This window comes from Lysobacter sp. A421, from assembly GCF_054052145.1.
In genome coordinates, this window is sequence record NZ_JBSVRL010000005.1 from 145,877 (window position 1) to 159,499 (window position 13,623).

Annotated in this window: 16 protein-coding genes; all 16 read left to right on the top strand. The window is 66.8% G+C overall.

Features of this window, described 5'->3' with window-relative positions:
- The first annotated feature begins 11 nt into the window (after window positions 1–11).
- The 16 genes from ACW7G6_RS13330 to fliR all read left to right on the top strand — a co-directional run bounded on the left by ACW7G6_RS13330 (window position 12) and on the right by fliR (window position 13,588).
- Window positions 12–413, top strand: a complete 402-nt coding sequence (locus ACW7G6_RS13330; RefSeq protein ID WP_456998462.1) for a response regulator — start codon at window positions 12–14, stop codon at window positions 411–413.
- Entirely contained in the window at window positions 410–1,813 is a 1,404-nt protein-coding gene (locus ACW7G6_RS13335) for a sigma-54 dependent transcriptional regulator (protein WP_456980270.1), read from the top strand. Before ACW7G6_RS13330 ends, ACW7G6_RS13335 begins: the two co-directional genes overlap by 4 nt.
- A gap of 311 nt (window positions 1,814–2,124) precedes the next feature.
- Window positions 2,125–2,496 (top strand): flagellar hook-basal body complex protein FliE, encoded by a 372-nt coding sequence (gene fliE, locus ACW7G6_RS13340; RefSeq protein ID WP_456980271.1) that lies wholly within the window; start codon window positions 2,125–2,127, stop codon window positions 2,494–2,496.
- Window positions 2,497–2,588: 92 nt separating this feature from the next.
- On the top strand, window positions 2,589–4,232 hold the full coding sequence (gene fliF / locus ACW7G6_RS13345; protein WP_456980272.1) for a flagellar basal-body MS-ring/collar protein FliF: 1,644 nt from the start codon (window positions 2,589–2,591) through the stop codon (window positions 4,230–4,232).
- 25 nt (window positions 4,233–4,257) lie between these two features.
- Window positions 4,258–5,244: a flagellar motor switch protein FliG gene (gene fliG, locus ACW7G6_RS13350; protein WP_456998530.1), complete on the top strand. Its 987-nt coding sequence runs from the start codon at window positions 4,258–4,260 to the stop codon at window positions 5,242–5,244.
- 5 nt (window positions 5,245–5,249) lie between these two features.
- On the top strand, window positions 5,250–5,891 hold the full coding sequence (locus tag ACW7G6_RS13355) for a FliH/SctL family protein (protein WP_456980389.1): 642 nt from the start codon (window positions 5,250–5,252) through the stop codon (window positions 5,889–5,891).
- Window positions 5,888–7,294 (top strand): flagellar protein export ATPase FliI, encoded by a 1,407-nt coding sequence (gene fliI / locus ACW7G6_RS13360; protein ID WP_456980273.1) that lies wholly within the window; start codon window positions 5,888–5,890, stop codon window positions 7,292–7,294. The genes ACW7G6_RS13355 and fliI overlap by 4 nt, the downstream gene beginning before the upstream one ends.
- A gap of 5 nt (window positions 7,295–7,299) precedes the next feature.
- Window positions 7,300–7,758 (top strand): flagellar export protein FliJ, encoded by a 459-nt coding sequence (gene fliJ / locus ACW7G6_RS13365; RefSeq protein WP_456998463.1) that lies wholly within the window; start codon window positions 7,300–7,302, stop codon window positions 7,756–7,758.
- A gap of 128 nt (window positions 7,759–7,886) precedes the next feature.
- Complete coding sequence (locus tag ACW7G6_RS13370; RefSeq protein WP_456998464.1) at window positions 7,887–8,888, top strand: flagellar hook-length control protein FliK; 1,002 nt, start codon at window positions 7,887–7,889, stop codon at window positions 8,886–8,888.
- A gap of 285 nt (window positions 8,889–9,173) precedes the next feature.
- Window positions 9,174–9,662 carry a flagellar basal body-associated FliL family protein gene (locus ACW7G6_RS13375; protein ID WP_456980276.1) on the top strand — a complete coding sequence of 163 codons (489 nt, stop codon included), beginning with the start codon at window positions 9,174–9,176 and terminating at the stop codon, window positions 9,660–9,662.
- Between the two features lie 10 nt (window positions 9,663–9,672).
- A complete protein-coding gene (gene fliM / locus ACW7G6_RS13380) occupies window positions 9,673–10,680 on the top strand; it encodes a flagellar motor switch protein FliM (RefSeq protein ID WP_456998465.1) in 1,008 nt (335 codons plus the stop codon).
- A complete protein-coding gene (gene fliN / locus ACW7G6_RS13385; RefSeq protein WP_456960802.1) occupies window positions 10,677–11,030 on the top strand; it encodes a flagellar motor switch protein FliN in 354 nt (117 codons plus the stop codon). The genes fliM and fliN overlap by 4 nt, the downstream gene beginning before the upstream one ends.
- Before the next feature lie 59 nt (window positions 11,031–11,089).
- Window positions 11,090–11,680: a flagellar biosynthetic protein FliO gene (gene fliO / locus ACW7G6_RS13390; RefSeq protein ID WP_456998466.1), complete on the top strand. Its 591-nt coding sequence runs from the start codon at window positions 11,090–11,092 to the stop codon at window positions 11,678–11,680.
- Between the two features lie 17 nt (window positions 11,681–11,697).
- Window positions 11,698–12,510 (top strand): flagellar type III secretion system pore protein FliP, encoded by an 813-nt coding sequence (fliP, locus tag ACW7G6_RS13395; protein ID WP_456998531.1) that lies wholly within the window; start codon window positions 11,698–11,700, stop codon window positions 12,508–12,510.
- Window positions 12,511–12,514: 4 nt separating this feature from the next.
- Window positions 12,515–12,784: a flagellar biosynthetic protein FliQ gene (locus ACW7G6_RS13400; RefSeq protein ID WP_456960800.1), complete on the top strand. Its 270-nt coding sequence runs from the start codon at window positions 12,515–12,517 to the stop codon at window positions 12,782–12,784.
- A 15-nt stretch (window positions 12,785–12,799) separates the two neighbouring features.
- Window positions 12,800–13,588 (top strand): flagellar biosynthetic protein FliR, encoded by a 789-nt coding sequence (gene fliR / locus ACW7G6_RS13405; RefSeq protein WP_456998467.1) that lies wholly within the window; start codon window positions 12,800–12,802, stop codon window positions 13,586–13,588.
- Window positions 13,589–13,623: the final 35 nt, after the last annotated feature.

A 13,623-nucleotide genomic window follows, 5' to 3' on the forward strand; every position in this document is an offset into this window, starting at 1 on the left:
AGTAACCCCTCATGCGCACCCTCACCGTGTTGCTGGTCGACGACCACGAAGGTTTCATCAACGCCGCCATCCGCCACCTGCGCCGGGTCGACTGGGTCAACGTGGTCGGCTCGGCGGCCAATGGCATCGAGGCCATTGCCCAATGCGAGGCACTGCTGCCGGACGTGGTGTTGATGGACCTGGCGATGCCGGAAATGGGCGGGCTGCAGGCAACCCGCCTGATCAAGGCCCAGGACAAGCCACCCTACGTGGTGATCGCCAGCCATTTCGACGATGCCGAGCACCGCGAGCACGCGCTGCGGGCCGGCGCGGATGCATTCGTCAGCAAGCTTTCCTACCTGCATGACGTCATGCCATTGCTGGAGGCGGTGGTGAGTGGCGCGGACGCCGGCACCACTGAGGTAGCACCGTGAGTGAATCCCGCATCCTGGTGCTGGACAACGACATGGAGCGCGCCGAGCGGGTCGCGACGTTGTTGGAGTTCATGGACTTCACCCCAAGGCTGGCCGAGCCCGGCGACATCGACCTCAAGAAGGCCCGGCCCAGTGATTGGGTCGCGGTGGTCGTGGGCGACGTGGAGGGCGATCCGGCGTGGCCGGGCCTGGTGGACTGGCTGGCCCGCCAGCCCTTGCATCCGCCGCTGATGGTGCTGCCCGGCAATGCCGACGACGCCGGTTGGCGCACTGCCGTGCATCCGGAGGCGGTGTGGCCGCTGCATTACCCGATCCGCCGGACCGAACTGCAGGAAGCGCTCCGCCGCGCCAGCCTGAAGCGCATCAACGAGGACGAGCAACCCAGATCCACTACCGGCGGCCCCACCGGGAAAAGCGCCGCGGCATTGCGACTGTCGCGGATGATCGACCAGGTGGCCCCGTTTGATACCACCGTGCTGATCCTGGGTGAGTCGGGCACCGGCAAGGAAGTCGCCGCACGCGCCGTGCACGCGCGCTCGCGGCGCCATGATCGGCCGTTCGTCGCGATCAACTGCGGCGCCATCCCCGCCGACTTGCTGGAAAGTGAATTGTTCGGCCATGAGAAAGGCGCCTTCACCGGTGCCCTGACCCAGCGCAAGGGGCGCTTTGAAATGGCCGACGGCGGCACCTTGCTGCTGGATGAAATCGGCGACATGAGCATGCCGATGCAGGTCAAGCTGCTGCGGGTGCTGCAAGAGCGCACCTTCGAGCGCGTTGGCGGCAACCAGACCATCAAGTGCGACGTGCGCGTCATTGCCGCCACGCACCGCAACCTGGAGTCGCACATCGCCGATGGCAAGTTCCGCGAGGACCTGTTCTACCGGCTCAATGTATTCCCCATCGAGATGCCGCCGCTGCGTGAGCGCAGCGACGACCTGCCCGAGCTGATCGCGGCGATTACCCGCCAGCTGAGCGAGGCCGGCCGTGGCCAGGTCGCCCTGAGTGACGGTGCCGTGGATGCCCTGCGTCACTATGCCTGGCCGGGCAACGTGCGCGAGTTGAGCAACCTGCTGGAACGACTGGCGGTGCTGCACCCTGCAGAGACTGTCCGCGCGACCGACCTGCCCGCACGCTACCGCGCGGCAATGCCGGAGCTGCCGGACGAAGAGCCCGTGCGCGAGTCGGTGCTCGACCCCCACCCTGCCGCCACCCTGTCGCCACGCGCCACCCTGCCGCCGGAAGGCATGGACCTGCGCTCACACATCGCCGACGTCGAACTGGAACTGATCCGCGCCGCACTGGACCAGGCCGACGGCGTGGTAGCCCACGCCGCCCCCCTGCTGGGCCTGCGCCGGACCACCCTGGTGGAAAAGCTGCGCAAGTACGGCATCGAGCGCTGAGCCTTAAGGAAAGCCTGAACACCTCGGCTTCTGCTCGTCATCCCGACCATCCACCGTCGTCCCCGACCATCCACCCTCATTCCCGACATCCACCGTCGTCCCCGATCAACCCACCGTCATTCCCGCGAAAGCGGGAATCCATGGACTTCAGCCCGCTGATCAACAACGTCCATGGGCTCCCGCTTTCGCGGAAGTGACGATCAAAAGCAAGGGTCGGCAAAGACAGTAATCCGGCGACGGGATCCCGGCACGGCTCTGGCACACGGCTTGCATCGTCATGGGCAGCTACCCAAGACGCTTGAAGCCCGGCCATGAGCGATGCGATTTCCTCGATTCTTTCCCAGATCCGTGCCCATCAGGCGCAGGCAAGCGGCCGTTTGGGCGATGCGCCGGCCAGCAACGCGATCCAGCCCGGCGGATTCCATGCCGACGGGCCCGGCCGGGTCGGTGAAACGAAAGCTCCGGGGTTCTCGGAAACCCTCAACCACGCGCTGGATAGCGTCAGCCACGCGCAGAACAATTCCGCGCAATTGCAACAGGCGTTCGAGATGGGTGACCCGCGCGCGGACCTGGCGCGGGTGATGGTCGCCATGCAGCAATCATCGGTCGCCTTCAAGGCCACCGCCGAAGTGCGCAACCGCCTGGTCCAGGCCTACCAGGACGTCATGAACATGCCGGTGTAATGCGTGCCGGTGTAATGCATGCCTGTTTGATACATGCCTGTGTGATGCCAACCCGATTGCCGACGTAGTACCGCACATTCGAGACCGCAACAATGAGCGCCACTTCCCTTCCCAAGACTGCGATCACCAACCTGCGCGAGCTCGGCCCGCTGCAGGACATCCCGGTGGTCCGCCAGATGGGCACGTTTGCGCTGGTGGCCGCCGCCATCGCGATCGGCCTGTGGTTGTTCTTCTGGACCCAGCGCCCGGACTACGTGCCGGTATTCGCCGGGCTGGACGCGAAGTCCACCAGCGAAGCGTCCGACTTGTTACGCAGCGCGAACATTCCGTTCCGGGTCGACGCTTCCAGCGGCTCGCTGGCGGTGCCCACCGACCAGAGTGGCCAGGCCAAGCTGGCGTTGGCCTCGGCGGGATTGCCGGCCAAGACCGGCGGTGGCTTCGAGTCATTGCAGGGCGACCAGGGCTTTGGCACCAGCCAGTTCGTGGAGAACGCGCGCTACCAGCATGCGCTGGAAACCGAACTGGCACGCACCATCGGCAACCTGCGTCCGGTGCTCGAGGCGCGCGTCCACCTGGCAATACCCAAACCCAGCGCGTTTACCCGACAAAAGGAGGCAGCCAGCGCATCGGTGGTGCTGCAGTTGCGCAGCGGCAGCGTGCTTGAGGCCGGTCAGGTCAACGCGATCGTGCACCTGGTATCGGGCAGCATCCCGACCCTGCCACCGGAGAGCGTGACCGTGGTCGACCAGTTTGGCCGCATGTTGTCCAACCCGGATCCCGACAGCGGCTCGGCCATCGGCGCCAAGCGTTTCGAGCAGCAACACCGCCAGGAAGCGGTTTACGTGCAGCGCATCCAGGAGTTGCTGGCGCCGATGACCGGCCCGGGGCGGGTCAGCGCCCAGGTAAGCGTGGCAATGGACTTCTCCCAGAGCGAGCAGGCGCGCGAGATCTATGGCCCCGAGGCGGCAATCGTACGCAGCGAGCAGGTCTCCGAATCCGGCGACCTCAGCGCAAAGACGCCACCGGGCGGCGTGCCGGGCAGCGCCAGCAACACCCCTGATGCCGCGCAAGCGGCCGCGGCACCAGCCACTGCCCAAGCCGCCGACGACACGCTCACCGGCAGCCGTACCGCGGTACGTAACTACGAGATCGACCGCACCCTGACCCACACCCGGCAGGCGCCCGGCCGGATCACACGGGTAACCGCCGCGGTATTGGTAGACAACCTCCCCACCGCTGTCGACAAGGACGGCAAGCAGACTTCGCGCCCCCTCACCGATGCCGAGTTGGAGCGCATCAAGTCGCTGGTACAACAAGCCATCGGCTTCGATACCCAACGCGATGACATGGTCACCGTGGTCAACGCGCCGTTCAACCAGGGCCACCTGGACGAGCCGATGGAGTCGCCGTTCTGGCAGAACCCCCGGCTCAAGGAGCTGCTTCGTATCGCCCTGGGCGGACTGGCGGTGTTGATGCTGATCTTCACCGTGTTGCGCCCCGCCATGCGCCAGCTGATGGGTCCGGTCAAGCCACGCACCGCGATCGCCACATTGATCGAGGATGACGAGGACGTACCGGTCACGTTGTCTGCGCCGTCCGCCCCCCGCCTGGACGGGGACGCGCAGGAGGTCTCCATGAACTTCGACGAAAAACTGCAGGTGGCGCGCACGGCAGTCAGCAACGACCCCAAGCGTGTCGCCAACGTGATTCGCAACTGGGTGGAAACCGATGGCTGAGCCCAGGACGATGAAACAAGAACCGCTGACCGGCGTGCAGCGTGCCGCCGTGGTCTTGCTGTCACTGGGCGAGGCGCAGGCCGCCGAGGTGCTCAAACACATGGGCGCGCGGGAAGTGCAAAAGCTCGGCATGGCGATGACGTCGGTGGGCGGCGTGTCGCGGGAGACCGTCGGCACGGTGTTTGACGACTTCGTGGAGACCCTTGCCCAGCCCAGCGCCCTGGGCTCGGGCGCCGACGATTACATCCGCGCCGTGCTCAACCAGGCCTTGGGTGAGGAGCGCGCCGGCAGCCTGATCGACCGTATCCTGGCCGGGCGCAACACCACCGGGCTGGACACGCTGAAGTGGATGGAGCCGCGCGCGATCTCCGAGCTGGTGCGCAACGAGCACCCGCAGATCATCGCCATCGTGATGTCCCACCTGGACGAGGACCAGGCCGCCGAGGTGCTCAAGTGCCTGGCCGAACGCGTGCGCGCCGACGTGCTGCTGCGCATTGCCACCCTTGACGGCATACCGCCCAATGCGCTCAACGAACTCAACGAGGTCATGGCGCGCCAGTTTGCCGGCAACCAGAACATCAAGTCCTCCAACATCGGCGGCGTGCGGGTTGCGGCCAACATCCTCAACTTCATGGACTCCGGCCAGGACGAGACCATCCTGGGCAATATCAGCCAGATCGACGAGCCACTGAGCGCCCAGATCCGCGACTTGATGTTCGTGTTCGAGAATCTGGTCGAACTCGATGACCGCGCCATACAGACCGTATTGCGCGAGATCCCCAGCGAGAAACTCGGGCTGGCATTGCGCGGTGCCGACCAGAAGGTGCGTACCAAGATCACCGAGAACATGTCCCAGCGCGCGGCCGATATCCTGATCGAGGACATGGAGGCGCGCGGACCGGTGCGCCTGGCCGAGGTGGAGGCTGCGCAGAAGGAGATCCTGGCCGAAGTCCGGCGACTGGCCGATAGCGGCGCGATCCAGCTGACCGCCAAGACGGAGGCCTTCGTATGACGGTCATGGCCAATCCCGCGCAGTTGGTGCGCTGGACCGCACCGGACCTGGAATCGATGGCCACGTGCGGCGCAAGTCCGGCCGTACCTGAGGCGGCAGCCGAAGCGGCACCGGTCCGACCGAGCGTGGAAGAGCTGCAGGCACTGGAGCAGGCGGCGCGAGACGAAGGCTACGCCGCCGGCCATGCTGAAGGATTGGCCAGCGGCCAGTGCGAAGTACGCAAGATGGCCGCCCAGATGGAAGGCATCCTGGACGGCTTTACCCGCCCCTTGGCACGCCTGGACGATGAGGTGGCCGACGCGCTGGGCGAGCTGGCCGTGCGCATCGCCGGCAACCTGCTCGGCCGTACCTACCGCGCCGACCCGACCCTGCTGGCCGACCTGGTGCGTGAGGCGCTGGATGCGGTCGGCACCAGCTCGCGCGAGATCGAACTGCGCCTGCACCCCGATGACCTGGGCGTGCTGGCGCCGCACCTGATGGGGCTCAGCGGCGTGCGCCTGAGCGAGGACAGCACCCTGTCCCGCGGCGAACTGCGGTTGCACAGCGAGAGCGTCCGCATCGACGGCACCCTCGCCGCGCGCCTGCAGGCCTGCCTCGACGCGGCCATGGAGACCGACGCCAACACGAACGCCGAGGACACCCCATGAGCCGCATCGCCGCCGACCAGTGGGAAGAAATGCGCAACCTGCGCCTTTCAGCGCGGCTGGGCACCATCAACCCGCACCCCCCCTCGCTGGGTCTCGCCCGCGAAGGCGTGTTGCGGCGTGCGGTCGGACTGACCCTGGAAGCCTCCGGTTGCAGCGCGCCGCTGGGTTCGCGTTGCCGGGTGGAGACCTCCGGCGGTCGCTGGGTCGACGCCGAAGTGGTTGGTTTTTCCGGCGACCGCACCTTCCTGATGCCCACCGCCGACCTGGCCGGTCTGTTGCCCAACGCGCGGGTGGTGACCACCCGCCAGCGCGGCGAGGTGGCCGTGGGCGAAGGGCTGCTGGGGCGCGTGATCGACAGCGACGGCGTACCGCTGGACGGTCGCGGCCCGCTGCGCCCGGAGAACTGGGTCGGGCTGGGCGGACAGATCATCAACCCGCTGACGCGCGAGCCGATCACCCGCTCGCTGGACGTCGGCGTGCGCGCAATCAATGCGCTGCTGCCGATTGGCCGCGGCCAGCGCATCGGCCTGTTCGCCGGCTCCGGTGTCGGTAAGTCGACGCTGCTGGGCATGATGACCCGTTACACCGCCGCCGACGTGATCGTGGTCGGCCTGGTCGGCGAGCGCGGCCGCGAGGTACGCGACTTCGTCGAGGCCACTCTCGGTGAGGAGGGCATGCGCCGCGCGGTGGTGGTCGCCGCCCCGGCCGACCGGCCACCACTGGCCCGGCTGCACGGCGCGTTACGGGCGACGGCCATCGCCGAGTGGTACCGCGACCAGGGCCTGCATGTGCTGCTGCTGATGGATTCGCTGACCCGCTTTGCCCAGGCACAGCGCGAGATCGGGCTGTCGGTAGGCGAGCCGCCGACCACCCGCGGCTATCCGCCATCGGTTTTCGCCAAGCTGCCGCAACTGGTGGAGCGGGCCGGTAATGGCGCCGACGGCCGCGGCTCGATCACCGCCTTCTACACCGTGTTGACCGAGGGCGACGACCAACAGGAGCCGATCGCCGACGCCGCCCGCGCAATCCTCGACGGCCACATCGTGCTGACCCGCCGCATCGCGGACGCCGGCCAATACCCGGCCATCGACGTGGAGGTTTCGGTCAGCCGGGTCATGCAGGACATCACCGACGCGCCGTGGCGCGAACGTATCCGCAAGCTGCGCCGGCTGCTGGCGGCCTACTCGGCCCAGCGCGACCTGATCGCCATCGGTGCCTACCAGCGCGGCAGCGATCCGGCGGTCGACGAGGCTGTCGCCCGCTGGCCCGCAATCCAGGCATTCCTGGGACAGGACGTCAGCGAGGCGTCCGATGTCGACGCCAGCCGCGCCGCACTCGCCCGCCTGCTTGACGATGCGCCCGACATTCCGCAATCCCCGACCCCCAACCCGCAGGAGACCTGACCGACATGCGATCGCAACGACTGGATCCACTGTTGAAAGTGAAGCAGCGACGCCAGGACGACGTCGCCCGCGAGGTCGCCGAACGCGACCGCGCGGTGGTTGAGCAGCAGGCACGCCTGGACGCGCTGCGCCGCTACGCACTGGAGTACGCAGTGCCCGGCGGCTCCAGCCTCACCAGCCCGGCATTGCTGGCCAACCGACTGGCATTCCGCGAGCGCCTGGATACCGCCATTGCCCAGCAAAGCCGCGTGGTCAGCGACACCCGTCAACAAAGCGACGTGGAACGCACGCGTCTGCTACTGGCCAGTCGCGAGACCCACGTGCTGGAGAAGTTGTCGGCCAGCTACCGTGCCGAAGAATCCCGCACGGTCGAGCAGCGCAGCCAGCGCGAGATGGATGATCTGGGCGCACGACGGATATCGAGCAGCCGCCGCGGCGAGCCGGAGCCGGAGCCGGCTGCATGATGGCCGCCGGCGGAGTTGGCGCAGGTGCTGCCAGCACGTCCGCCGGCAGCGCGCCGACAGCGGGCGCTTCCCGAAGCTCCACCAAAGACTCAGCGCGCGACAGCGATAGCAGTGGTTTCGCCGGTGTCTTGGCCAAGTCTTCGGCGGGCAACGGTGCGTCCAGCGACGCGGCGACGACGGAAGCAAAGACATCGTCCACCGCAAATGATGCACACGACGGACAACCGGCGGACGCGGACAAGACCACGGACGAAGACCATTCCCCCGACCGGATCCTGGCTCTGCTGGGAGGCCACTGGCACACCCCGGCACCGCTCGCCCCCACTGCCCCGGCCGCACTCGCAACCGGCGCGGATGCCAGCCTGGCGCTGACGGCGGACTCGACAACATTGACCGCATCGGTGGCCCCGGCAGGGGAAGCGCTGGGCCAGCTGGCGGCCACCGATTCCGACCTCAAGCTGCCGGCCTTCGCGCTTGGCCCAACGACACTAGCCACCAATGCCACGTTGGCCGCCAATGCCACCAGCGCCGCCTCCGCCGACGATGCGCTTCCTCTAACCGATCTTGCCCGCGTGATGGGTCTGGCAGCCGCCGATGACGCCGGCAAATCACTCCCAGCGGCACCGGCGGTGGGTGCCGATGCGGATGCCATCGAGTTTTCCCTCCCCTCCCAACCGCTCACCGGCAACAGTCCGGTCCGTGCAGCGGCGGCGACGGCGGCGACACCCATCCCGATGCCGGCCGATCCGGATTCGGGCTTTGATGACGCACTCGGCGCACGCATCGGCTGGCTGGCCGATCAGCGCATCGGCCGCGCCGAGATCCGGGTCAGCCCGGACCACCTCGGCCCGATCGATGTGCGGCTGCATATCGACGGCAACCGGGTCAGTGCCGAATTCAACTCCGCCAATGCCGACGTGCGGCAGGCACTGGAAGCCAGCGTCGGCCGCCTGCGCGACATGCTCGGGCAACAGGGTTTGCAACTGGCCCAGTCCGACGTTGGCAGTGGGCAATCGAACAGCAGCGCCGGTTACGTGACCGATGCCGGCTCCGACCGACGCGACGCCGACATCATGGACACCCCGATTCCAACCATCCTGCGTCGCGGGTTACTGGACGAGTACGCCTAGCTAAGGTCCGGACAACGCCACTTCCCCCGTCATCTCCGTCATCCCGTCATCCCCGCGAAGGCGGGGATCCAAGGACGTTGCTATTCAACCGCCCAAAGTCCATGGATGACCAGCCCTTTGGGCTGTTGTGGAGCACTTCCCGCTTTCGCGGGAATGACGGGGCGGCCAAACCGCCGCCACCAGTGACCATTGCTGCACGCGTCAAATCCCCGTCACTGCCCGTCGCCGGAGTTGCGGCACACCCCTTGCATTGCCTTGGCAACCCCCGCATCCCGGAGTTGTCGCGTGCCATCCAAGAAACCATCGTCCTCCAGCAAGCTGCCGTGGATCCTTGTCGCTACCCTGGTGCTGATACTGGCCACCGGCGGCGGATGGTTCTGGTACTCCAGTGCCGTGGCAGCGCCGGTTGCCGCCGCTGCAGCCGCAGCAGCGGCCGATCAACCTTCGCCACGCAAGCCGGCGATCTACTTCGCGCTGGAGCCGGCCTTCGTGGTCAACCTGGCTGACACCAACGCGGTGCGCTACCTGCAGGCCGATGTGCAACTGATGACCCGCGACGACGCCACCGCCAAGGCGATGGAGTTGCATGCACCGGCCATCCGCAACCGCCTGCTGCTGCTGTTTGGGCAGTACTCCGCCGACCAGCTGGCCCAGCGCAGCGCCAAGGAACGGTTGCAGAAGACCGCCGCCGACGAAGTGCGCACGCTGCTGAAGACCGAGACCACCGCCAGCAAGCTCGAAGCGGTTTATTTCACCAGTTTCGTGACCCAGTAGGACACCTGCGATGAGCTCCGACCTGCTCTCCCAAGACGAAATCGACGCCCTGCTGCACGGCGTCGACAGCGGTGCCGTTGATGTCGATGAGGACGCGCCCGCAGCTCCCAACGAGGCGCGCAACTACGATTTCGCCAGTCAGGACCGCATCGTCCGTGGTCGCTTGCCCACCCTGGAGATGATCAACGAGCGCTTCGCCCGCACCTGGCGGATCGGCCTTTTCAACCTGCTGCGACGCTCGGCCGATCTGTCGGTACGCGGGGTCGACCTGATGCGCTTTGGCGAGTACATGCACTCGTTGCAGGTGCCGACCAACCTGAACCTGGTGAAGATGAAGCCACTGCGTGGCACCGCCATCGTGATGTTCGAGCCGCGGCTGGTATTCACCGTGGTCGACAACTTCTTTGGCGGCGCCGGCAAGTACCCGGCCAAGATCGAAGGCCGCGAGTTTACCCCCACCGAGATGCGAGTCATCCAGCTGTTGTTGAAGCAGACTTTCGCCGACCTGACGGACGCCTGGGCACCGGTGCTGCCGGTCGAATTCGAATACCTCAACTCGGAAGTCAACCCGCACTTCGCCAACATCATCAGCCCCCGCGAGTACATCGTGGTCAGCCGCTTCCATGTCGAGCTGGAAGGCGGCGGCGGCGAGTTCCACGTGTCCATCCCCTACTCGATGCTCGAACCGATCCGCGAACAGCTGGACGCCGGCGTGCAAAGCGACCGGGTAGAGCGCGATGAAAGCTGGACCCGGGCCATGCGCGCGCAGTTGCAGGACGCGCAGGTCGAGCTCAGCAGCTCGTTGACCCAATGCCAGATCAGCCTGCGCCAATTGTGCCAACTCAAGATCGGTGACGTGATTCCGATCCATCTGCCCGACACGGTGACCTTGAACGTTGAACAGACCGCGCTGTTCACCGGCCAGTTCGGCAGTCACAACGGCCATAACGCCATCAAGATCGGCACCGTCCACCCCGCCCGCGCCCTCCCCACTTTCGAAAGCCTGACAACGCCATGAACCCGACAGACACCCCACAGACCGACGACGGCCAAACCTCGCGCGCCGCGTTCGATACCCTGACCGCCGACGGCGACGGCCGGGCCACCGACCTGAACCTGGACGTGATCCTGGATGTATCGGTATCGCTGTCGCTGGAGGTCGGGCGCACCCGCATCCCGATCCGCAACCTGCTGCAGCTCAACCAGGGCTCGGTGGTTGAGCTGGAGCGTGGCGCGGGCGAGCCGCTGGATGTGTTCGTCAACGGCACCCTGATTGCCCAGGGCGAGGTCGTGGTCGTCAACGACCGCTTCGGCGTGCGACTGACCGATGTGGTCAGCCCCGCCGAGCGCATCAAGCGACTGCGATGAGCCCGGCGGCCGACACTGCGGCGGCGGCGGTTGCGGCGGCCACGTCTACAGCCACGTCCATGGATGACCAGCCCTTTGGGCTGTTGTGGAGCGCTTCCCGCCTGCGCGGGAATGACGGGGCGGTGGTGAAGGACGGGGCGGTGGTGAGTGACGGAGTTGTGGCGGCTGCAGCGGTGGATTCCACCGGCGCTTTCGCGCGGGTCACCGCTTCCGTTGATACCACCGCCAACCTCGTGCCGCTGCCCCTGCCAGTGGCACGCACGAGCACCGCGTCGGTAGCGCCGACGCCGGTGTTCGCGCCGCCGCAAACCAGTGGTTCCGGCGGCGCCGGCGCGGTGGGTGGCGGCGTGCTCGCGCTGCTGCTGGTGGTCGCGCTGATCCTCGGATTGGCGTGGCTGGCCCGGCGGATGCCAGGCGTTGGTGTCGCGGGGGCCGGCAACCCGGCACTGCGCGTGGTCGGGTCGCTGGCACTGGGCCCGCGTGACCGGGTGGTGGTGGTCGAGATCGGCCAGACCCAGCTCCTGCTCGGGGTCGGCCCCGGTGGCACCCGCACCCTGCATACCCTCGACGCGCCGCTACCGTTATCCCCCAACAGCGGTCCCTCACCGTTCGCCCAGTTGCTTTCACAACACTTCGGCAAAAAGCCGTGAGCCGGGTCACTGCCCGGATGTCGCGACTGCTCGGCGTAGTGCTGTTTGTCGCCGCGCTGCTACTGGTCCCGACCGTCGCGGCGCAGACTGCGCCCGCGTCAACCACGCCCATGGCCGCGCCGGCAACGGCGCCATCGCCTGCCGCGACGACCACCCCCACGTTGCCAAACGTGACAGTGGGCAATATCGGCGGCGAACCGGTCAGCCTGCCGCTGCAGGTGTTGTTGCTGATGACCGGCATCACCCTGCTGCCGGCGGCATTGCTCGGGCTGACGGCCTTCACCCGCATCATCATCGTGCTGGGCCTGTTGCGGCAGGCGCTCGGCACCGGGCAGACCCCCAGCAACCAGGTGCTGCTGGCGTTGGCGCTGTTTTTGACCACCATGATCATGATGCCGGTGTTCGACCAGTCCTGGGCCGCGGGCATTTCCCCCTACCTCAATGACCAGATGGATTTCCGAAGCGCCTGGACCGCCTCGATCGAACCGTTTCGCGGTTTCATGTTGGCCCAGGTCCGCGAGAACGACTTGATGACCTTTGCCGGGCTGTCCGGCAGCGGCCCGTACGCAGGACCGTCGGACGTGCCGTTCGGGGTGCTGGCGGCGTCGTTCCTGACCAGTGAGCTGAAAACCGCATTCGAGATCGCGTTCCTGGTCTACATCCCATTCGTGATCATCGATCTGGTGGTCGCCAGCGTGCTGATGTCGATGGGCATGATGATGCTCTCGCCGATGCTGATCTCCGCCCCGTTCAAGATCCTGCTGTTCGTGCTGGTGGATGGTTGGGTCCTGGTGGTCGGTTCACTCGCTGCCAGCTTCAACGCGGTGTAGGACGATGACGCCGGAAACCGCCATCACGGAGATTGGCCGCGGTCTGCAAATGGCGCTGTTGATGGGCGCTCCTCCCCTGCTGGCGGTATTGGTCGTGGGCGTGGTGGTCGGCATCATCCAGGCCGCCACCCAGGTGAACGAGCAGACCATCGCGTTCGTGATGAAGGCGATTGCATTGGCGACGATACTGGCACTGACCGGGCACTTCCTGCTCGGCAAGATGGTGGCGTTCACCATCGGCCTGTACCAGCGCATCCCGCACTTGATTGGCTGACCGGGAACCCGCGCGATGGACCCGGCGACCGCCACCGCCATCGATGGACTGAACCTGTTCGGCATGCTTGGCCAGGTGCTGTGGTACCTGCTGCGCATAGGCGGGACGTTGCTGGCATTGCCGATGATCGGCGGCCGCGGAATGCCGGTGCAGGCGCGGCTGATCGTCGCCCTGGCGCTGTCGGCGACGATGTCCACCGTGCTGCCGGTCCCGCCCATCGCCGCGATCGACGCGACAACGGTCCTTACCGTTGTGCGGGAACTGGCAGTCGGCATCGCCATTGGACTGATGCTGCGGCTCGCCTTCGAGGCCGGGCAACTGGCCGGCGAACTGGTCAGCCAGGGCATGGGGCTGTCGTTCGCGACCCTGGCGGACCCGTTGAGCGGCGCATCGTCGACGGTGCTATCGCAGTGGTTCTACCTGACCTTCGGATTACTGTTTTTCACCCTCGATGCCCACCTCGTACTGGTCGAGCTGCTGGCCGACAGTTACCGGACGCTGCCGATCGGCGCGTCGCTGGCTGACCTGCACGGCTTCCTGGCGGCATTGCCCGCATTCTTTTCCACTTGCCTGCGGGCGGGATTGTTGCTGGCGCTGCCGGTAATGATGGCGCTGTTGACCTCCAATCTGGCCTTCGGCGTGCTCTCGCGCGCCGCCGCGGCGTTCAACCCGATCGCGATCGGCCTGCCGGTGGCCCTGGTGGTTGGACTGGTTCTGCTGGGGTTGCTGGCACGGGAACTGCAGGAGCCGATACAGCGACTGTTCGGGGAAGCCTTCCTGGCGGCGCGCGCATTGACCGGCTGATCGCGCTGAGCCTGCCGGTCGCGCTGTATCCGATA

Bases quoted from the DNA above. Each gene is read 5' to 3' on its own strand.
- fliR (WP_456998467.1), top strand. From the start codon at position 12,800: ATGGACCCGGCGACCGCCACCGCCATCGATGGACTGAACCTGTTCGGC.
- fliM (WP_456998465.1), top strand. From the start codon at position 9,673: ATGAGCTCCGACCTGCTCTCCCAAGACGAAATCGACGCCCTGCTGCAC.
- fliJ (WP_456998463.1), top strand. From the start codon at position 7,300: ATGCGATCGCAACGACTGGATCCACTGTTGAAAGTGAAGCAGCGACGC.
- fliO (WP_456998466.1), top strand. From the start codon at position 11,090: ATGGATGACCAGCCCTTTGGGCTGTTGTGGAGCGCTTCCCGCCTGCGC.
- fliF (WP_456980272.1), top strand. From the start codon at position 2,589: ATGAGCGCCACTTCCCTTCCCAAGACTGCGATCACCAACCTGCGCGAG.
- ACW7G6_RS13330 (WP_456998462.1), top strand. From the start codon at position 12: ATGCGCACCCTCACCGTGTTGCTGGTCGACGACCACGAAGGTTTCATC.
- ACW7G6_RS13400 (WP_456960800.1), top strand. From the start codon at position 12,515: ATGACGCCGGAAACCGCCATCACGGAGATTGGCCGCGGTCTGCAAATG.
- fliP (WP_456998531.1), top strand. From the start codon at position 11,698: ATGTCGCGACTGCTCGGCGTAGTGCTGTTTGTCGCCGCGCTGCTACTG.
- fliI (WP_456980273.1), top strand. From the start codon at position 5,888: ATGAGCCGCATCGCCGCCGACCAGTGGGAAGAAATGCGCAACCTGCGC.
- fliN (WP_456960802.1), top strand. From the start codon at position 10,677: ATGAACCCGACAGACACCCCACAGACCGACGACGGCCAAACCTCGCGC.
- ACW7G6_RS13355 (WP_456980389.1), top strand. From the start codon at position 5,250: ATGGCCAATCCCGCGCAGTTGGTGCGCTGGACCGCACCGGACCTGGAA.
- fliE (WP_456980271.1), top strand. From the start codon at position 2,125: ATGAGCGATGCGATTTCCTCGATTCTTTCCCAGATCCGTGCCCATCAG.